A 20,033-nucleotide genomic window follows, 5' to 3' on the forward strand; every position below is an offset into this window, starting at 1 on the left:
GAGTACCAGGCCGAGTACGAACCCGCTAATCGGCGCGAAACGTGTGAATCGTGGTGCTTCCCTCCGTCACGTTCACGTCGGCCGTTTTGGCTTCGCCGCCCTCGGATTCGCATCTCAAGCGATGCGCGCCCGGCGCAAGGTCCAGCGACAGCGGTGTCGTGCCCCGAGGTGCATCGTCTACGTAGATGGTGCAGGTCTGGTTCATCGCGGTGATCTGCAGCTGCCCCATCGGCTTCTTCTCGGCCTGGGCATCCTTCGCGTCTTTCGCGTCTTTCGCGTCTTTCGCGCGGGACACGCGGTCGTTTCGGCGCGGCGTGCGTGACGAGGTTCGGTCGGCCGAGAGCGACGAGGGCAGCGAATCCACGTTCACCACCGGCGGGCTCATGCCAAACCGGTCCACGGGCGGGAGCTGCGACGGGACGGGGGCGGCGCTCCCTTCATTTCGCGAGCTCGAAGCCGCACTGGCAACGTTGTCGTTCACGATGGACTGCACGGATGGCGCCGACGCTGCCGCCGCCTTGGGCCTTGGCGGATGCTTCCACGCCGCGTACGCCAGCACGGCGAGCAGCATCACCACCATCGCGCACAGGCCCACCACGTAATTGCCCATGCGGAGTGCAGCCCGCGTGGTCCCCCCGCGCGGTCGCGGTGTCGGCGTCACGCCCGAGCGCGGCGGTACGTCCTCGTTGGCCGGCAGGAGCGGCGCCGCGATGCACACCGGATCGCGCTCCAGAAGCGGCAGAATGTGCTCGAGCCGCATCACCACCTCGTCGAAGGTCGCGATGCGCCGCTTGCGATCCACCACGAGGCAGCCCCGCACCAACTCACGAAGCGGTTCCGGCAGGTGAGGGGCGCACGCGTCGATGCTGCGTGGCGTCTTCGTCGCCACCGTGAGGAGCAGCGCATTGAAGTTGGGCGCCTCGAAGCAGCGGTAACCGCACAGCGCCTCGAACAAAATGGTACCGAAGGCGAAGATGTCCGTGCGCCCATCGATGCCGCGCATGCCCTGCGCTTGCTCCGGGCTCATGTACATCGGTGAGCCGAGGATGGTCCCCGTCAAGGTGAGCGACTCCACCGACGCCTCGTCGTTCAGGAGAAACTTGCTGATCCCGAAATCGAGCAGCTTGGTGACGACACCGTGGCGGTCCTGGTGGAGAAAGATGTTCGTCGGCTTCAGATCGCGGTGGATGACCCCGTTCTGGTGCGCCGCCGACATGGCCCGCGCCACATCGAGCATGATGGTGCAAAAGTCGTAGAGCCGCATCCGAGGCTCCTGGCGCATGAGGACCGCCTCGAGGGACAACCCCTGGAGCAGCTCCATCACCAGGAAGAACGAGCCGTCCTCGGCTTGCCCGACGTCGATGGTTTCGATGATGTTCGGATGGTTGATGCGCGCCGAGGCCTTGGCCTCCATGAGCAGGCGCCGCCCGGCGTCCTGGCCCATCGAGGGGAGAAGGAACTTCATGGCGAACGCGCGGTCCGTGAACACGTTCGTGGCGGACCACACCGTCGCCATGCCCCCCATGCCGAGCATTTGGTTCAAGCGGTATTTCCCCGCCACCACGCGACCGGGTTGCATCGCGTGCTCGGTGCTTCCTCGTGCGCTGCGCTTCACGATCTTCTAGCTGGCGGTCAGCCCTCCATCGATCACCAGGGTGTGCCCCGTGAGGTAGCTTGCCGCGTCGCTGGCCAGGTACAGGGCGCCGCCCGCAATCTCCTCCGGAACGCCCACGCGGCCCATCGGCGTGCGGCCGACGACGTGCGCGTTCAGTTCCGCGTTGTCGACGATGGCGCTGGCGAACTTCGTCTTCACGAAGCCCGGCGCGATGGCGTTGACGCGAACCTTCGACGGCGCAAGCTCGACGGCCAGCGTCTTGGTCATGCTGATGATCGCGGCCTTGCTCATGGCGTAAACGGCTTGGAGCGGTGTGCCCATGATGCCGGCGATGCTCGCCACGTTGATGATGCTGCCTGGCGCGCCGCGATCGATGAGGTGACGTGCGACCTCGCGCGCGGTGAAGAAGTAGCCTTTGACGTTGACCTCGAACGTCTTGTCCCAGGCGCCCTCGTCGATGTTCAGAAACGGCCCGAAATAAGGATTCGTCGCCGCGTTGTTCACGAGGATGTCGACCTTGCCGAACGTGGCCACCGTCTCTTTTACGAGATTCTGGCAGTCTTCTTCCTTGCCCGTGTGCGCGGCGATGGCATGGGCGCTTTTGCCAATCGATTCCGCGACCGCGCGAACACCATCGATTTTGCGCGAGGCAACGACCACCTTCGCCCCGTGCTGCGCGAAGGTGCGTGCGATGGCTTCGCCGATGCCGCGGCTAGAGCCAGTTACGATGGCAACCTTTCCTTCGAGGCTGGTGGATACCGTCATGGCGACCAATTCTTAGCACCATTTTGAGACCACTTGTCCGATGACGCGCCAGATCGACCGGCCAGATTGGCTGCTTACGCGACGTACGCGCCAAGTGACCGGAATCGCTTGTAGCGATCGTCGGCTAGCTCCTCGGGCGTCATGGCCAGAAGCTCCCGCAGGCTCGCCTGTAGAACTACATCGATGTTGCGCGCCGCGACCGCGGGATCTTGGTGCGCACCGCCCGGCGGCTCCTCGATGATCGAGTCGACGATCTTGAACTGCAGGAGATCCGGGGCTGTCATGCGCATGGCGGCTGCCGCAATGTTGCTCTTCGCGCCGTCCTTCCAGAGGATGCTCGCGCAGCCCTCGGGCGAGATGACGCTGTACGTCCCGTACTCCAGGACATGCACGCGGTTGGCGACGCCAAGGGCGAGCGCTCCACCGCTGCCTCCCTCGCCGATGATGGTCGCGATGATCGGCACTTGCGCCTTCGACATGGCAAAGAGGCACGCGCCAATGGCCTCGCTCTGACCGCGCTCTTCGGCGCCGATGCCCGGGTAGGCGCCGGGTGTATCGATGAAGGTGAAAATGGGGAGCCCGAAGCGATCGGCCAGCTCGTACAAACGGCACGCTTTGCGGTTTCCTTCGGGGTGCGCCTGGCCGAAGTTGCGGGCCACTTTCTCTTTCGTGGTGCGGCCCTTTTGGTGGCCGATGACCACGACGCTGCGTCCGCGGTAGCGCGCGAGGCCTCCGACGATGGCGGCATCGTCGCCATAACGACGGTCGCCGTGGAGCTCTTGGAAATCCTCGAACAGGCGCCCGACGTAATCGAGCGTGTAGGGGCGGTTCGGATGCCGCGAGAGCTGCACCTTCTGCCACGGCGTCAGGGTGGCGAAGATCTCACGCGCGAGGCGCCCGGTTTTATCCTCGAGCCGGCGCAGCTCGTGCTCGAACTTGGGATCGCTCTCGGCCAGAAGCCGCAACTCGCGCACGCGCGAGACGAGGTCGACAATCGGTTTCTCGAAGGGAAGGACGAAGGCAGCCACGACGAGGTTTTAGCCTACGCGCGCGGCGGCGGAGGGTTTTTCGCGCTTGATGTTGAAGATACGCAGCGCTTTTTCTTTCCCTTTGAGTTGGGCCGGGGCGAGCTCCTCGAATTCGAACCGGTTGTTCAACCGCACCAAAGTGCTCTCGCTCACGAGGATTTGGCCGGCGGTGGCGATGCCACAGATCCGCGCACTGGTGTTCGCAGTGTCGCCGATGACCGTGTAGCTCAATGCTTTGGAGCTTCCGACGTATCCCGCCACCACCGAGCCGGTGTGGATGCCGATGCCAATGGCCAGCGGCGATTGATCGGCCTCGAGCAGGCGGCGATTGAACTCGCCGAGGGCCTCCATCTGATCGAGCGCGCTCTGCACGGCCCGAATCGGATCGTCCGGGTGGGCGGCGGGCGCCCCCCAGAGGGCCATGATGCCGTCGCCCATGAACTTGTCGAGCGTGCCTTCGTATTTGAAGATGGTGGCCACCATCTCCTCGAAGTACTCGTTCAAGAGCTCGACCATCACCTCGGCGGTGGTGCCCTCGCTCATGCGGGTGAAGCCGCGGATGTCGCTGTTGAAGACGGTGCACTCGGCAACGAGCTGACCGCCCTTCTTCACCTCGAGTTTGCCGCTGATCACTTGCTCGGCCACGTTGGGCGAGAGCAGGCGCGAGAAGCGCTCGCGCGTGACGATCTCCTGCTCGATCTTCTTCGCGAGCAGCGTGTTTTCGATGAACATCGCCGCCTGGTTGCCCACCGCGGTGATGATCTCCAGGTCCTTCTGTTGGAACTGGGCGAGCGACTCGCTGTCCAGCCAGAGCGCGCCGAGCACCTCTTTTTCGTGAAGCAGCGGCACGACGATTGCGCTGGAGATGCGATTCAGGATCATCGACTTGCCCTTGGAGGCCGCGAAATCCATGCTCGCATCGTGCGTGATGACGCTCTTTTGTTCGTTGATGACGTGGTTCAGGATCGTCGATGAGACCTGAATGGGCGCGTCGGTCCCATCCCTGCGCCGTGCAGCGCGGGGATGAAGCGTGCCGTCGGCTTCCTTGAGCAGGATGACGCCGCGATCGGCGTTCACGAACTTGAAGAGGGCCGTGAGGATCTTCTCGAGCAGCTTGTCGAGGTCGCGCTCGAGGCCGATGTCGCGCGAGAGCTCCCACGTGATGCGCAGGCGCTCGTAGTCGAGCCGCAGCTGCTGCGGATCGTGCGCGATCTGCTCGTACGGCGCGAAGCCCTTGGTGGTGGCGGCGATCTGCGCGCCGATCGCACGGGCCGAATCGAGCACGTCGACCCGGGTGCCGCCGAAGCTCGGCGGGCGATGCATCGGAGGAAAGGGCCTGCCGCCAGGACCTGTGGCATGAGGACCAGGGGCATTGTTGATGCGCGGCAAGCCACCGCCCGGGACATGCCCGGTCCCCGTGGGAATGTGGGGCAGTGCGTGCGGAAGGTTCCCCATCGGGGTGGTGCCGCCCGAGATGCCATACGCACCGCTTGCCGCCGTGGGCGGCACATAGCCCGCCGATGGCGTCATGCCCGAGGCCGGATGACCGGTGAAGGCCTGCGGCCGCGGCGTGCCCGGGTACTCGGGCGGGGGGCCAAACCCCGGTTGCGGCAGCGACGAGGCCGGCGCCGTCGGGTGACTGGGCGCACCGTACGGTGACCGCGGCGAATGCGGCGCGTGCGGCGAATGACCTTGTGGCGGCTGCGCCCAAGGCGGTTGGACCGCCTGGCTGGAGTGGGCGGGCTGCTGAATGGCACCTGGGCTGATGGCCGGTGGCGCGAAATTCGCGAGGCCCGAGCCATCGTCGAAGCGCGCGCGTGTGGAGCCCAACGCGAGTTCGTCGCCGTGCTTGAGAAATTGCTCGCCGCGGACGCGCTCGTTGTTGATGTAGGTGCCGTTCAGGCTGCCGAGATCGCGCAGGATGAACTGCCCATCGCGCAACTCGATGATGCAATGCTCCTTGGAAACGATCTTATCGAGGAGCTGAATCGAGTTGTTGGGGTGGCGGCCGAGGCTGTTGATCGGGCGAAGCTCGATGGCCTGCTGCCCTTCGGCCGTCGCCAAAATGAGGCGTGGCATAGGCTTTTCAAAGGCGAATGTACTCCGCTTTTTTCAGAGGGAGAAGGGCGCACTTCGAGACTGTTCAAAGTCTGGTAAGACAAGGCTTGCATGCAAGATCGCGGGCCAGCGTCACCGTCGTTGGACAATGAGGATTTGCCGCTGGAGCTCGGGGACGAGCCTACAGACGGATCTATCCAGGTTCCGGGCGTGCCGCCCCCTGCCTGGAGCGATGCGTCGCTTCCGACATCGGAAAGCGCACGCGACGAACATCGGGTTCCGGCCAAGCAGGTCACGGTTGCGGCGGATCCGGCCATCTTGCCGGAGACCCCGCGAAGCAGCCGCGGTCTGCTCGAGCTCGTTTCGCCCATCGCACGGCGAGCGCTCGAGCTCGGGCTTTTGGCCCGCGAGCCGAGCTTCCACGTGTTCGTGGCGGCCGAGCCGGAGGTGATGATCGAGGACGATATCGTCCGTTACGCCGAGAAGTTCGCGCGGGTGCGACCTCCACCGCCCGACATCGTCTACGTCCACGACTTCGATCACCCGGAGGCGCCGCGCCCTCTGCTTCTCCCTGCGGGCGTGGGACCGACCTTGGTGTCGGCCATGGATGCGCTCGTCGACAAGCTGCAGGAGGAGATCCCGAACATCGCCCACAGCGACATGGTGCGCGAAGCGCAGGCGCACTTGGGGCGGGAGCTCGAGGCGCGCAACAAGGCGGTGTTGACGCAGTTGGAGAGCACCGCCAAGACCCTGGGCTTCGGCATCCGTGCCGTACAAGGTGGGGTGCAAACCTTCCCCATCCTTCATGGCAAGCCGCTGAGCGCCGAGCAGTTCGCCGCGTTGGACGATTCGACCAAGCGAGCCTTGAACGAGGCCGAGGAGCGCCTGACCACCGAGGTGGAAAAAGCTGCTGCGCTGGTGCGTGATGACAGCGCGCGCCACCAACAAGCGCGCGACGAGGCCTTCTCCCGCGCGGCCGAGGAGCTGATTCGCGCGGGTGCGCAGGCCATGCGCGAAGGCTTTGCCGAGCATCTGCCGGTGCTGGCGCCGTACTTCGATCGGGTCGAGCGCGCACTCGTCGAAGACTGGGAGGACCTGGTCATCGACGACGGAGGCGAGGGTGAAGAAGAGGAGGCCTCGGGCAGCTCGGGGCGCGATCATGATCCCGAGCACGCGACGCGGCTCAATCGCTTCAAAGTGAACCTGCTGGTGGCCAACGATCCAGCGTCGCCGGCGCCGGTGCTCTACGACACGAACCCGACCTACCCGAATCTATTCGGCTACTTGGAGCGGCGCGCGCGCTATGGTGCGTTGCTCACGGACTTCACGCGGGTGCGTGCGGGATCGCTGCACAAAGCCTCGGGCGGCGTTCTCGTGATCCGCGCGGCCGACCTCTTGGCCGATCCGATCATCTGGGAGCGCATGAAGCGCGTGCTGCGCGAGCGGCAGATTGGCGCGGAAGACCCGCTCGGTCCTTTGGGTCTGTACGCGACCTCGCTGCGTCCCGTGCCGGTGCCCATCGAGGTGCGCGTGGTGCTCGTGGGGCCTCCGCATCTCTATGCCGCGCTGCTGGATGCCGATGCCGACTTCGCGGCGCTGTTCCGGGTGAAGGTCGAAATCGAGTCGACGATTGCCCGGACGAACCAGAGTCTCGTGCTGCTGGATGCCTACCTGATGCACATGGGCAAGGACCGCTGGGGAAACTTCGACCGCGGCGCGCGCGCGAAGTTGCTCGACTTGGCGACGCGGCTCGCGGGGCAGCAGGACAAGCTGTCGCTCTTCTTGTCACCGCTGGAGGAGACGGCGGCCTTCGCGAGCGCCCTGGCCGTGGCGCGCGCGCTCGACGATGGAACCGACGGCGTGCTGTCGACCGACGGCGATCCCGGACGCGAGTCGGTGCTGCCGCTGGTGAATCTGGCGGCGACGCCTCCGTCCGCCATCGTGGTGACGGCGCAGGACGTGGACGCGGCATGGCGCGAACGGAGAGATCGCGCCGGGTCGGCGGAACGGCACATCCGCGAAATCACATTGAAGGGGGAAGTTGCACTCGAAACATCGGGCTCGCGCATCGGAGTCGTTAACGGGCTGAGCGTGTTCAGCGCGGGCGATGTCGAATTTGGGCAGCCGATGCGAATCACCGCCGTGGTGGCGCTCGGGCGCGAGGGGATCATCGACGTGGAACGTGAGGCGCAGCTCGGAGGATCGATCCACACGAAGGGCGTGGCGATCTTGCGTGGGTACCTCGGGCGCCTGTTCGGTCAAGAACGTCCGCTGAGTCTGCGCGCGCAGATCGCATTCGAGCAAAGCTACGGCGAAATCGACGGCGACAGCGCATCGTCGAGCGAGCTCTTTACGGTGCTCAGTGCGCTAGCCGACGTGGGCATCGATCAGGGCGTTGCGGTGACGGGTAGCGTCAATCAGCTCGGGGAAATTCAGGCGATTGGCGGGGTAGGGGCCAAGATCGAGGGGTTTTTCGATTTGTGCGCGGCCCGTGGGCTGACGGGAACGCAGGGGGTGCTCATCCCTCGTTCCAACCTGGCGCACCTGGTTCTTCGCGATGACGTGGCACTGGCGATCGCGCAGGGGAAATTCCATCTTTACGCGGTGGGCTCCGTGGAAGAGGGAATCGAGATTCTCACCGGGCTCGAAGCCGGCGAGCGCGACATCTCCGGTCGCTTTCCCGCGGCCAGTGTGTTCGGGCGCGTGGAGCGGCGGCTGATCGAGATTGCCGAGCGGCTGCGCGAGGCCGAGGGGCACGGCCATCACGACGGCCATGAGACGATGGAAGAGCACCCCGGGGCCGATCTCGGCGACGCTGCCGATTTCCGAAGGTCGCGAGGATGAAGGCCCTCCTGGGCCTTGTTTTGGCGGCAACCTGCCTAGGGGGGCTGGGGTGCCTGGCCCGACCTACGGTAACGCGTGTCTACGAGGGGCACGTCGTGGAGGGCGGCATCGTTCTTCCCGAGCAGTACGCGACGTTCCTGGGCGGGGCGATGGCCGAGGAGCAAGGAGATCTGTCCGCAGCGCTGCACGCGTACGAGGCGGCGTCGGAGATGGATCCGACGGATCCCGAGATATGGACGCGCATCGGGGCGGTGCGCTGCCAGAAGGATCCGCGCGACGAGCGCGCGCGCACGGCGTTCGGGCGCGCGATCGATTTGGACTCCGAGTACGCGGCCGCATGGTCGGCGCGGGCAACGTGCGATTTGCTTCGCGGGCAGGATCGCGCGGGCATGGAGCGCGACGCGAAGAAGGCGGTGGAGTTCGATCCGCAGGCCACCGAGCCGCAGGTGATCTTGGCCACGGCGCTGGCGATGCAAACGCCGTCGGCGGAGGCGGCGCGCGATCGGCTTTTGGCGCTGACGTTGAAGCAGCGCACGAGCACGGCGGCATGGCGGGCACTGGGTGCCTGGGCGAAGAGCCATCGGGATCCGGCGCTGGCAGCACGCGCGTACGGGGAGGTGGCGAAGATTTCGCCGGCGGCGCACGCGGAGGTGGCGTCGGTGGTGCTGGAGCTCGCGGGCGCCGGTGAATTGGTGGCGGCGCGATCGCTGGCGGGCACGTTGGTGGACGCGCGGCGTTCGACCGGGCCTGGGCCGGAAGGCGGGGTGCCGGGCAATCGGCTGGTGGCACGCCTGGCGGTGGACGACGCCGTGTCGATGGGCGATCGCGATCGGGTGCGGCGTCGCGCGGTGTCGAGTCATCTTGCGCTGGACGTGGTGGCGGGGCGCGCGCTTCTTCTGGGGCGCCCCGATCTGGCCCGCGAGTTCGCGGAGCCTTTGGTCCAGGCCGATCCACGGGCCGCGGGTGCGCGTTTGGTGCTGGCGATTCTCGCGTACGAGGCCGACGACAAGGCGGGGCTGACGCGCGCGTTCGCCGACGCGGGAGGAGGCCGCGGCGCGAAGTCGGGCGGCGATTTGCCGGTCGTGCCCGAGGCCATTCTGCCGTTTCTTCGCGTGGTATCCCGCGCGATGGGGCCCGAGATCGCGCGGCGTGTGGCAACGGCGCTGCCGTGCGAGACGATTGTCGCGGGTGATGCGTTGGTGGTGCCGCTGTCGGTGGCTCTGGCCGATACGGGCGCGTTGGCCCCCGACGCGCTCTCCGCCGATGGTCGCCTCGAGCTCGCCGTCCGCCGCGGCGAAAATGTCACGGGTTCGCTGGATGCCCTCGACGCGCGCCATCGTTTGCTGATGCTCGCCTCGACGCGCCCCACTTCGAAAGAGGCCCGCGCCCTGCTGCGCCACATGGGCGCCTCCTGGGTCCGCGATCCCTTGGTCGCCGTCGCGATGGGCCGCATGGCCGTCGCCGGCGCCGTCGAAGTCGACGCCACGACTCCCACGCGCCTCGCCGAAGTCGCCCCCGCCGATCCCCTGGTCGCCACCACCGCCCTCGAGCTCGCGCGAAAACACGGCGACACCGCCGCCGCCCTCTCCATCGGCGCCCGCCTCTCCGCCATCGCCACCACCCCGCACCAAGCCCGCTAGGCGGTGCGCCCCGGCATGGAGCGCCGGCATGGCGCCCCGGCATGGCGCGCCGGCATGGCGCCCCGGCATGGCGCGCCGGCATGGCGCCCCGGCATGGAGCGCCGGCATCCTGCCGGCGGTCCGCCGGCTTCCAGCCGGCCGGCGATCGACAAGCGATTCCGAGCAACATGTGCCCTTCGCATGCCGATGTATCGACGTTACTCGTTGCGCGAACGCCCATCGTCCAGCGGCGGGGAAATAACATCGACCGCGAGCAACGGACCTCTCATGCGCACCGATGTACCAGCATGAGCGACGCACGCACCGAGCACAGCCCGCGCGGAAGGTATACGCGCGGGTACCTGCCTCATTTCGATCATCGTGACGTCATCCAAGCCGTCACGTTCCGTTTGGTCGACTCACTTCCCGAAGGCTTGGGAGGACTGGGAATCGACGTCAACGAATTCGAGCACGAACTCAATCGGGGTCACGGCTCCTGCGTATTACGCGACCCGGAGATTGCGCAGCTGGTCATAGACGCGCTTCGCTATTTCGATGGCGACCGCTATTTCCTAGGGCCTTGGGTCATCATGCCGAATCACGTGCACGTTCTGGTCCGTCCGCTCGCAGATCACTCGCTCGGGGAGATCCTGCACAGTTGGAAGTCGTTCACGGCGAAGAAGATCCGCGCGCTCATCGGCGGCACGGGGGCGGTATGGCAACGCGAGTATTTCGACCGCATGATACGCAACGAGCGGCATCTCTTGGCTGCAACGCGGTACGTGCACGAGAATCCCGTTGCAGCGGGGCTCGTTCTGCGCGCGATGGATTGGCCCTTTAGCAGCGTTGGCGAGCCGGCCATGCAGGGCATGTGGTGGAGTCGTGCTCGCCTTGGAGTCGGCCGGCCGGAGGCCGGCGGACCGCCGGCAAGATGCCGGCGCTCCATGCGTCAGTGAACCGGTGGCGGGGGCTTGTCCGCGCCCGGTTTTTTGCCTGCGTCGGAGGCGTTTGCGTCGGGGGCGGCGTGGTTTTCGATTTGCAGATCGATGCGCGCGACGCCGTTTGCGGTGACGGCGGGGAGGGGCTTCTTGATCCCGTTGCTCACGGAGCGGTGGAAGACCTCGATTTCCAACGCGTCGATGGGACGGTGGTCGGTGGTCTCGGTGGGGACGCCCTCGATGCGGAAGTGGCCTTCGCGATCCGTCACGGCGTGGAGCGGCTGCGGGAACGTGTAGACGTCGGCGGCCATCCAGGGCCCGCTCATCTTGTCGATGAGCGCCGAGAAACCCGGCCTGGCAGGGAAAACCTCCACGGGATCACCGTTGGGGGAGGCGACCATGAGCGCCGGCATCACGTGGTCGGCAATCTGCGGCGCGTGCATCTTCGCGTCGTGGTTGTAGATCGCTAGCACCTGCCCGAAGGTCAAATCGATGGTGCGCGTCGAATAGGCGCAGTGCTCGATGGAAATGGCCTTCTTCGCGCGCCGCTCCGGCACGATGTAGCCGCTGTATCCGGTGATGACCACCAGCGCATCGGCCAGCGGGCGTGACCCATCGGCGCGCGGCGGCCCCTCGCGAAACGACTTCCCGTAGACGGCTTCCGCCTCCGGGCAGCGCGAAAAGTCGGCGCCTTGCACCGGCCGCGCGGGATCGCCCGTCACCGTGACGGTGCCCTCCACGACCCCCGTCGGCCCCTCGTAGACCGGGAAATTCTGCGGGTTCACCACCGCCTGCACGCTCGCCGAAGGAACCGGCATCGCATTGGCAGGCACGTTCGGCCCGAGCTCCGTGCCGGGAAGGGCCGCATCGCTGGCATCCGCCGCGGCGGCCGTTCCCTTTTCCTCACTGCAGCTATGGCACCCCGTGGCCGACAGCAGCAGCGCCCAAAGCGCAAAGTGCGCGCGTCTACTCATTATTCGCGGAGCGTCAGAGCCGCGGCTTCGGCAACGTCCAGCGAAGCCGTCGGCAGAATGCCCAGAGCCAACACCAGGAACGCACTCACCAGCAGCGCCGCCGACACGTAACCCGAGCGCATCGGCGTCGCAATCGGAGCGCCCGCCGCCGGCTCCCGCATGTACATGTAGACCATCACGCGCAGGTAGTAGTACGCGCCGAGCACGCTGTTGAGGAAGCCCACGATGGCGAGCATGTAGAAGCCGCCATCCATCGCCGCGCGGAACACGTACCACTTGCCGAAGAAGCCGGCCAACGGCGGAATGCCGGCGAGCGACAGCAAGAAGAACGAGAAGGCCAGCGCCGCCGCCGGATGACGCTTGCCGATGCCGGCGAGGTCCTCGTAGCTCACCGCCTCTGCGCCGCGACGGCCGCAGTAGATCAGCGCGCCGAACGCACCCACCGTCGAAACGGTGTACGTCAGAAGATAGAACAGCACGCTCGCGGTGCCCTGATGCGGCGAGCGCGCCGTCGCAACCACCGCGACCAACAGGTACCCGGCGTGCGCCACGCTCGAGTACGCGAGCATGCGCTTCACCGACTCCTGACGGCCCGCGATCAGATTCGCCACCGTCATCGACAGCACCGCAATCCACGCGAGCACCGGAGGCCATCCGCTGGCCCAGGACATCGACGCTGGATCGCCGAACATGGTCAGCAGCACGCGCAGCATCATCGCGAACGCGCCGCTCTTCACCACGGCGGCCATGAACGTCGTCGCCGGCGTGGGCGCGCCTTCGTACGCGTCGGGCGTCCACATGTGGAACGGCACCGCGCTCACCTTGAAGACGAGGCCGATGAGCACGAACACCAGCGCCAAGATCACCATCGGGCTCTTGGTCGCACCGCCCGCGAGCGCCGCACCGATGCCGATGATGTCCGTGTGCGCCGTCGCGCCGTAGAGCAGCGCGAAGCCGTAGAGCATGATCGCCGCCGCGAAGGAACCGAGCAGGAAGTACTTCAACCCGCCCTCGGCCGAACGCGCGGAGGTCCGACGGAACGCCGTGAGCGCATACGCACCCAGCGACATCGTCTCGAGACCCAAGAACAGCGTCAGCAGGTCGCCGGCCGCGGCCAGCATCATCCCGCCGAAGGTCGAGAAGAGCAGCAGCGAATAGAACTCACCGCGATCCAAGTTGTGCTCGGGCAGGTACCCGCCCGCGAGAAGCGAGGCGAGGGCGCCGCCCAGGCAGAGGAGCACGTTGAAGAACAGCGAGAACCGGTCGATGAGCAGCCACGGAGCGACGGGCGAAACGTCGAGCGACTCGGGGCCGTGCAGCCACACGGCGAAGGAGAAGGCGCCGGCCGCGAGGAACACCACGGTGGTGCCCATGGCGAGGCCGGTGGGGCGCTTGCCGGCGCCGTGCCGCGCGAATGCTTCGGCGACCATCAGCAGCATGGCGCCGAAGCCGAGAACGATGAGCGGTGAGAGTGCGAACGCGAGCTGCATGACGAAAACTCTTTCGGAAGGGGCGCGCTGCTACTGAGCGAGACCGCTCGGGGGGGAGGGAGGCGTGGCTTCGGCGGCGGCTGCCTCCGCCGTTTGGGGAGCTTCGGGCCGCCGCGCGAGCAGACGAATCGGGCCCTGGTAGAAGCGCGGCGCGGGGCTCTGCTCGACGCGCGCCTGCAGATCGCCCAGCACGCGATCCGTTGCGCCGCGCATGCGGGAGAGGAAGATGTTCGGGAACAACCCGATGGCGAAGATGGCAATGACCAGCGGCGCCAGCGCGATGATCTCGCGGTGATTCACATCGTGCAGCTTCTTGTTCTCCGGCTTGGTGATCGGCCCGAAGAACATCTTCTGCACCACCGAGAGCATGTAGAGCGCGCCCAGGATGACGCCGATGGCCGCACCCACGGCCTGGATGCCGTTGAAGTGCCCGAGTCGCGTGCTCACGAACGTGCCGGTGATGACCATGAACTCGCCCACGAAGCCGTTCGTGCCCGGAAGCCCGACGCTGGCCATGGTCGCGATGATGAAGAGCACCGCGTAGATCGGCATCACCTTGGTGAGGCCGCCGAACTCGTCGACCTGGCGCGTGTGACGGCGGTCGTAGATGACGCCGACCAAAAGGAACAGCGCGCCGGTGGAGATGCCGTGGTTGATCATCTGCAGCACCGCGCCCTCGACCGACGCCGGCGTGGCCGCGAAGATGCCCAGCATGACGTAACCCAAGTGCGCGACCGACGAGTACGCGACCAGTCGCTTCACGTCGTCCTGCTTGTACGCGCAGAGCGCGCCGTAGATGATCCCGCCGAGCACCGCCACTCCGGCGAGGTTCGCCGCAAGCTCCGTGGAGGCCTCGGGGAAAAGCCCCACGCAGAAGCGCAGATACCCGTAGGTTCCGAGCTTCAGCATGACGGCGGCCAGGATCACGCTGCCTCCCGTGGGCGCCTCGGTGTGCGCATCGGGCAGCCACGTGTGGACCGGGAACATCGGCACCTTGATGACGAACGACAAGGTGAACGCGCCGAACAGCCAGAGCTGGATGTGCCGCGGAAGCAGAACGCGCTGCAGCTCGAAGAAGTCGAACGAAGGCGTGCCGCCGTTCAACTTCGCATACGTGTAGGCGAGGTACAGGATGGCGGCCAGCATCAGCACCGAGCCGAACATCGTGTAGAGGAAGAACTTGATCGCCGCCTTGATGCGGTTCGTACCGCCCCACACGCCGATCATGACGTACATGGGGACGAGCATCAGCTCCCAGAAGACGTAGAACAGGAACAGGTCGAGCGCGATGAACGACCCGAGCATGCCCGCCTGCAGAAGCAGCAGCGAGAAGCACCACTCCTTCATGCGCGAGTGAATCGATCCGAACGACGCGTAGGCCGCGATGGGCACCGTGAAGTTCGTCAGGATGATCAGCCAGAGCGAGATGCCGTCGACGGCCACGTGCCAGTGGATGCCGAACTTCGCCAGCCAGACGATGTCCTGATTGAAGTGGAACGTGCGCCCCATGTCGACGCGCAGCAGCGGCAAGCTGACCGCGAGCGCCGCGAACATGAACCCGAGCGTGGCCCATTGAAGGACGCGCGGTGAGTTGCGCGGGAAGAAGAGCACGGCCACCGATCCGAAGAGCGGCAGGCCGACGATCCACGCGAGGAGCGTCGTCGACTCGGTCACGACTTCTTCGTCCGCGGCGGTGTTGGTCCACCACATGCGCGAGACGAAGATGACGATGAGCGCGGTGATGAGCGCGAGCGGCAGGCGAAGCTTGGACCCGCGCCCTTTCGGCACGAGGTACGCGACGAAGGAGGGGACCAGGATGGGAATCAGGCCGCCGAGCGCGGCGATCAATGCGGTAGGCATATCAAATTCGTCCTAGTTCGATCCCAGTTCCATCGGGTTCTGCGCCGCCGGCCGGTTGAGGGGGACCTCCACCGTCGCGTGCCGCCCGAATGCGTTGGTCACCTCGAGCTTGACCTTCAGCTCTTTGCCGGGATCGAGGTGCACTTTCACGGAGGTTTGGTCGGTGAATTCCGGCTTGTCCGGCTCACCGTTGCCATCGGCATCCCACCGGTACGAGTAGCCCATGCCCGGTGCAGCCGTGACGACGTAGTCACCGTTGGGCGAGGGCGTCGTCGACACCTGCGCGTGCGGGGCGACGAAGAACCAGGAGATGACCGCGATGCCCACGACCATCGCCGCCGCGTACACGTGCACGACGCCGGTCTGGAAGGTGCGCAGCACCGTACCGAGGGCCGCGACGACCAGCGACGAGAGCTTCGCCAGGATGCCGTCGACGAACCACTGATCGAACGCCGCCGCCGTCTCCGCGAGCGCGTCCACCGCCGAAAGGATGGTCGCCTCGTAGAACTCGTCGACGTACCACTTGTTGTACGCCGCGCGATGCAGCCGCGGAACAGCCTCCGCCCAGCGTTGTGCGGGCTTGCCCTCGGCCTTGACGTACACCGCGTACGCGAGACCCAAGCCGATGAGGAAGGCGAGAACGCCCGGCACCATGAGCGGGTACTCCAGGTGCTCTGCGGTCTCGGCGACCTTCACGCCCGCTTTCGTCGCTTCCTCGAAGACCGGCTCGAGCCAGTGCTCGAGGGGCAGATGCTTCGTGAGCGGCGCGGGATTGAGAAGGCCCGCGAATGCGGCGAACGCCGCGAGGATGAGCAACGGCACGGTCATCGGCAGCGGCGACTCGTGCGGTGCCGGACCGGGGACCGTCAGGTCTTCCTCGTGGTGGTGACCGTGATCGTCGTCATGGTCGTCGTGCGCATCGTGACCGTGAGCGTCGTGCTCCTCGTCCTTGGGCAGCACCTTCACTCCGTGCGCGGGGGTGAGGCCCGAGCCACGCCCGATGGCCCAACCGCGGAAGCTGCCGTGGAAGGTGAGGAAGAAGCAGCGGAACATGTAGAACGCCGTCATGGCCGCGGTGATGATGCCCACCGCGTACACCGCCTTGCCGATCCATTCGGGCTGCTGCCAGATCGCGATGTGGCGTGCGGCCATCTTCGCCGCGACCGGGCTTATCGAGTGGTTTACGTAAGCGCGGTAGAGGATCTCGTCCTTCGAGAAGAAGCCGCTGAGCAGCGGGCAGCCCGCGATGGCGAGCGTGGAGACGAAGAACGTCCAGTACGTGTACGGCATGTACTTCTTGAGGCCGCCCATGTAGCGCATGTCCTGCGACTTCACGTCGTCGTGGATGCGCGCGTGCATCGCGTGGATGACGCTGCCGGCCCCGAGGAACAAGCAGGCCTTGAAGAAGGCGTGCGTGAGGACGTGGAAGAAGCCCGCCGTGAAGGCGCCGGCGCCGACGCCCATGAACATGAAGCCGAGCTGGCTCACGGTCGAATAGGCGAGCACCTTTTTGATGTCGTTCTGCACCAGCGCAATCGTCGCCGCGAGCAGCGCCGTCGCCGCACCCACGCAGAGCACCGTGGTCATGACGAAGGGCGAGAGCACGAAGACGAACGACAGACGGCAAACCAGGTAGATGCCCGCCGTGACCATCGTGGCCGCGTGGATGAGCGCGGAGACCGGGGTTGGACCCGCCATGGCGTCCGGCAGCCACACGTAGAGCGGAATCTGCGCGCTCTTACCGGCGCAGCCGAGGAGCAGCGCCAAGCCCACCGCCGTCGCCGCGCTGATGGTGATCGGCGCCGTCGGTTGCAGGAACTTGAAGAAGCCCTGGTACTGCCCGCCGCCGAGCGGCCAGAGGTGAATCTGGTACGCGTCCGCCGGGTTGTCGGCGAGGATCGACGCGTTGTTCTGGATGCCCGTCCAATCGAGCGCGCCGGTGTAGTGCACCAGGAGGAACATCGCGCAGATCAGGCCGAAGTCGCCGATGCGGTTCGCGATGAACGCCTTCTTGCCGGCAGCCGCGTTGGGCATGTGCTCGTACCAGAAGCCGATGAGCAGGTACGAGCAGAGACCGACGCCCTCCCACCCGACGAAGAGCACGGGCAGGTTGTCCCCGAGGATGAGGACGAGCATCGAGAAGATGAACAGGTTCAGATACGCGAAGAACCTGTGATAGCCGGGGTCGTTCTCCATGTACGACGTCGCGTACAGGTGAATCAGGAAGCCGACGCCGGTGACGATGAGCATCATCACGCCGTTGAGCGCGTCGATGCTGAACTTCAGGTCGATGTTGACGACCGACCCGGCGCGTCCGCCGTTCGTGTGCATCCACTCCCACGCGGTGAAGTACAGGCGCGTGTGCGAGTGCTCGCCGCCGTGCGCCGCGTGATCGAGAAGCAGGAACGCGATCAGCGATGCGATGAAGCTCACGCCGACGGCGGTGAGGGTCATCATCTTCACGGCGGGCTTGCCGAGGCGGCGGCCCCAGATGCCGTTGATGAACGCGCCGAGGAGCGGCATCCCGAGGATGACCGCGATGAGGGAGAAGTCGTTGCTGGGAAAGAGCGATTCGAGCAGCTTCATGGCCCGTCAGTTCTTGAGGAGGTCCGCCTCGTCGGAGCGCACCGTCCGCCGAATGCGGAAGAGCGCCAGAACGATGGCCAATCCGACCGCTACCTCGGCGGCTTCGGCGGCGATGAGGAAGAACGCGAACATCTGCCCCGTATGCGACTCGGGGTGAGAAGCGTTGAAGGCGAGCAAAGTCAGGTTCACCGCGTTGAGCATCAACTCGATGCTCATCAGGGTGACGAGCACGTTGCGGCGGACCAAAAAGCCGATCCCCCCAATCGTGAACAGCAAGGAACTCAGCACCAGGTAGTGCGTTACCGGAATCATGGGTGCTTCTCCGCTTCTACGTTACGGACTGCGCTTGCCGCCGCGGCGTTCGATTTGGCGGCCAAAGCATCGGGGCGCTCGTGAGCTTGACGGCCGCGCGCGACAGCGACGGCGCCGACGATGGAGACCATGAGCAGCGCGCTGGCCAGCTCGAAGGGAACCACGCCGTCGGAAAAGAGCACGCGCCCGATGGCATCGACGGTGCCGAAGTCCTGGTCGACGCGGTGGAGCGGCTCGAAATCCACCTGCTTCGCCATCAGCAGGATGGCTCCGGCCGCGGCCAAACCGAAGACCACGCCCGCAATCGCACGCGGCACACGGCCGTGGTGATCACGCGGCGGGGCGGCGTCGGGCCCGAGGAGCATGATGACGAACAGGAACAGAACGACGATGGCGCCCGCGTACACGATGAGCTGAATGAACGCGATGAACTCGGCGTGCAGCGCGAGGAAGAGCCCCGCGAGCGAAACCACCGTGAGCAAAAGCCCCATCGCACCGCGAATGGGGTTCTTGTTCGTCACCGTCACCAGCGCCCCGAGCAGCGAGAGGGCCGCGAGCAGGTAAAAGTAAATCTGGCCGATGATCATAGGTTCACCAGAAGAGTCGCATCTTCGCGGGTGCGCTCCCCGAGGACGTAGGCTTCGAAGTCCTTGCGGAACTTCTGCAAAAAGCCGAGGGCGGGCATCGCCGTGCCTTCGCCGAAGGCGCAAATCGTATTGCCCATGATGTTGTTCGCGATGTCGTGCAAGTTATCGAGTTCCTCCATGGTCGCCTTGCCATCGAGGATCTTGGTGACGGTGCGGAAAAGCCAGGCGCCGCCTTCGCGGCAGGGGGTGCACTGCCCGCACGACTCGTGGCGGTAGAACTGCATCAAGTTCTCCATCGCCAGAACGGGGCACGTTCCCTCCGCCAGCACCGTCGCGCAGCACGTGCCGAGCATGGTGCCGATGCCGCGCATCGTGTCGACGCCGAGCGGCACGTCGAGAACGCTCTTGCCGTGCCACGGATGCAGCGGGCTCTTTTCGTCCGGTGCATTCACCTTTTCGTCGGCGCGAAGAATCGGTGTGGACGAGCCGCCGGGGATGACGCCGAGCAATTCGCGATCGCCCTCGATGCCGCCGCCGATGTCGTAAATCAGCTCGCGCAACGTGACGCCGACGCAAAGCTCGATGACCTGCGGCTTCTTGACGTGGCCGTTGACGCCGTAAAGGCGGCTGCCGCCGTCACGCAGGTGGTGCAGGGCGCTGAGCTGCGAGTAGTTGTCGCCGCCCATGAGGAACGCCGCCGGGACCATCGCGATGGTCTCGAGGTTGTTGACCGTCGTGGGGCAGCCGAAGGCGCCTGCCTGGGCGGGGAAGGGCGGCTTCAAACGAGGCTCGCCGCGCTTGCCCTCGAGCGAATTGAGCAGCGACGTCTCCTCGCCGCAGATGTAGGCGCCCGCGCCCGTGTGGACGTACACCTCGACGGGGTAGTCGATGCCGAAGGGCGTCTTGCCGAGGTAGCCCTTGGCCTTCGCCTCTTTGATGGCGCCCCAGAGCCGCTCCTTGGAGAGGTGCAACTCGTCGCGAACGTAGACGTACGCGACATGGGCTCCGATGCCGAAGCAGCCGATGATGCAGCCCTCGATCACGGAGTGGGGATTCAGCTCCATGATGGTGCGGTCTTTGTGCGTCCCCGGCTCGCCCTCGTCCGCGTTGATGACGAGGTAGGCGGGCTTCGTGGGGTGGGGCTTCATGAAGCTCCACTTGATGCCCATCGGGAAGCCGGCGCCGCCGCGGCCGCGGATGTTCATCTTCTTGGCTTCGTCGACGACCTGCTGCTGGGTCATCCGAAGCGCCTTTTTGGCGGCCTGGTAGCCCTGGACCTCGCGCTCGTACACGTCGAGCGTCCAGCCGTTCTTGATGCCGTAGACTTTGCTGAGGTAGTTGACGCGCTTGATCATCG

At 65.9% G+C, this 20,033-nt stretch carries 14 protein-coding genes; 3 read left to right on the plus strand and 11 right to left on the minus strand.

What is annotated here, in order from left to right; genetic code table 11:
- Positions 1-25 precede the first annotated feature (25 nt).
- From LZC95_17040 to LZC95_17055, 4 genes are all read right to left on the minus strand, one after another.
- Positions 26-1,615, minus strand: coding sequence for a protein kinase (locus tag LZC95_17040; protein ID WXA98526.1), 1,590 nt, complete (start codon positions 1,613-1,615; stop codon positions 26-28).
- 6 nt (positions 1,616-1,621) lie between these two features.
- A complete protein-coding gene (locus LZC95_17045; protein ID WXA98527.1) occupies positions 1,622-2,380 on the minus strand; it encodes a glucose 1-dehydrogenase in 759 nt (252 codons plus the stop codon).
- A gap of 74 nt (positions 2,381-2,454) precedes the next feature.
- A complete protein-coding gene (locus tag LZC95_17050; protein ID WXA98528.1) occupies positions 2,455-3,408 on the minus strand; it encodes an acetyl-CoA carboxylase carboxyltransferase subunit alpha in 954 nt (317 codons plus the stop codon).
- A gap of 9 nt (positions 3,409-3,417) precedes the next feature.
- Entirely contained in the window at positions 3,418-5,487 is a 2,070-nt protein-coding gene (locus LZC95_17055; GenBank protein WXA98529.1) for an FHA domain-containing protein, read from the minus strand.
- Positions 5,488-5,577: 90 nt separating this feature from the next.
- On the opposite strand from LZC95_17055, the gene LZC95_17060 reads away from it, so the two are divergent.
- From LZC95_17060 to LZC95_17070, 3 genes are all read left to right on the plus strand, one after another.
- Positions 5,578-8,310 (plus strand): AAA family ATPase, encoded by a 2,733-nt coding sequence (locus LZC95_17060; protein WXA98530.1) that lies wholly within the window; start codon positions 5,578-5,580, stop codon positions 8,308-8,310.
- On the plus strand, positions 8,307-9,950 hold the full coding sequence (locus tag LZC95_17065; protein ID WXA98531.1) for a tetratricopeptide repeat protein: 1,644 nt from the start codon (positions 8,307-8,309) through the stop codon (positions 9,948-9,950). The genes LZC95_17060 and LZC95_17065 overlap by 4 nt, the downstream gene beginning before the upstream one ends.
- Positions 9,951-10,237: 287 nt before the next feature.
- Positions 10,238-10,885: a transposase gene (locus LZC95_17070; GenBank protein ID WXA98532.1), complete on the plus strand. Its 648-nt coding sequence runs from the start codon at positions 10,238-10,240 to the stop codon at positions 10,883-10,885.
- On the opposite strand, the gene LZC95_17075 is transcribed toward LZC95_17070, so the two are convergent.
- From LZC95_17075 to nuoF, 7 genes are read right to left on the minus strand one after another with little or no spacing between them, the layout of a single operon-like run.
- Positions 10,879-11,841, minus strand: a complete 963-nt coding sequence (locus LZC95_17075) for a hypothetical protein (GenBank protein WXA98533.1) — start codon at positions 11,839-11,841, stop codon at positions 10,879-10,881. The two genes, LZC95_17070 and LZC95_17075, sit on opposite strands and share 7 nt — an antisense overlap.
- A complete protein-coding gene (locus tag LZC95_17080) occupies positions 11,841-13,331 on the minus strand; it encodes an NADH-quinone oxidoreductase subunit N (protein ID WXA98534.1) in 1,491 nt (496 codons plus the stop codon). Before LZC95_17080 ends, LZC95_17075 begins: the two co-directional genes overlap by 1 nt.
- A 30-nt stretch (positions 13,332-13,361) precedes the next feature.
- The gene (locus LZC95_17085; protein WXA98535.1) at positions 13,362-15,191 is read right to left on the minus strand and encodes an NADH-quinone oxidoreductase subunit M; all 1,830 of its coding nucleotides are present in this window, start codon (positions 15,189-15,191) and stop codon (positions 13,362-13,364) included.
- Between the two features lie 12 nt (positions 15,192-15,203).
- Positions 15,204-17,777: an NADH-quinone oxidoreductase subunit L gene (nuoL, locus tag LZC95_17090; GenBank protein ID WXA98536.1), complete on the minus strand. Its 2,574-nt coding sequence runs from the start codon at positions 17,775-17,777 to the stop codon at positions 15,204-15,206.
- A gap of 6 nt (positions 17,778-17,783) precedes the next feature.
- Complete coding sequence (nuoK, locus tag LZC95_17095; protein ID WXB00348.1) at positions 17,784-18,086, minus strand: NADH-quinone oxidoreductase subunit NuoK; 303 nt, start codon at positions 18,084-18,086, stop codon at positions 17,784-17,786.
- Entirely contained in the window at positions 18,086-18,676 is a 591-nt protein-coding gene (locus LZC95_17100; protein WXA98537.1) for an NADH-quinone oxidoreductase subunit J, read from the minus strand. The genes nuoK and LZC95_17100 overlap by 1 nt, the downstream gene beginning before the upstream one ends.
- Positions 18,673-20,031 (minus strand): NADH-quinone oxidoreductase subunit NuoF, encoded by a 1,359-nt coding sequence (nuoF, locus tag LZC95_17105; GenBank protein ID WXA98538.1) that lies wholly within the window; start codon positions 20,029-20,031, stop codon positions 18,673-18,675. Before nuoF ends, LZC95_17100 begins: the two co-directional genes overlap by 4 nt.
- Positions 20,032-20,033 lie beyond the last annotated feature (2 nt).

It is taken from the genome of Sorangiineae bacterium MSr12523, assembly GCA_037157775.1.
Lineage (GTDB): Bacteria > Myxococcota_A > Polyangia > Polyangiales > Polyangiaceae > Pendulispora > Pendulispora brunnea.

Coding starts and splice junctions, on each gene's coding strand:
- LZC95_17060 (WXA98530.1), top strand. CDS start 5,578: ATGCAAGATCGCGGGCCAGCGTCACCGTCGTTGGACAATGAGGATTTG.
- LZC95_17075 (WXA98533.1), bottom strand. CDS start 11,841: ATGAGTAGACGCGCGCACTTTGCGCTTTGGGCGCTGCTGCTGTCGGCC.
- nuoF (WXA98538.1), bottom strand. CDS start 20,031: ATGATCAAGCGCGTCAACTACCTCAGCAAAGTCTACGGCATCAAGAAC.
- LZC95_17045 (WXA98527.1), bottom strand. CDS start 2,380: ATGACGGTATCCACCAGCCTCGAAGGAAAGGTTGCCATCGTAACTGGC.
- LZC95_17085 (WXA98535.1), bottom strand. CDS start 15,191: ATGCCTACCGCATTGATCGCCGCGCTCGGCGGCCTGATTCCCATCCTG.
- LZC95_17100 (WXA98537.1), bottom strand. CDS start 18,676: ATGATCATCGGCCAGATTTACTTTTACCTGCTCGCGGCCCTCTCGCTG.
- LZC95_17065 (WXA98531.1), top strand. CDS start 8,307: ATGAAGGCCCTCCTGGGCCTTGTTTTGGCGGCAACCTGCCTAGGGGGG.
- LZC95_17070 (WXA98532.1), top strand. CDS start 10,238: ATGAGCGACGCACGCACCGAGCACAGCCCGCGCGGAAGGTATACGCGC.
- nuoL (WXA98536.1), bottom strand. CDS start 17,777: ATGAAGCTGCTCGAATCGCTCTTTCCCAGCAACGACTTCTCCCTCATC.
- LZC95_17080 (WXA98534.1), bottom strand. CDS start 13,331: ATGCAGCTCGCGTTCGCACTCTCACCGCTCATCGTTCTCGGCTTCGGC.
- LZC95_17055 (WXA98529.1), bottom strand. CDS start 5,487: ATGCCACGCCTCATTTTGGCGACGGCCGAAGGGCAGCAGGCCATCGAG.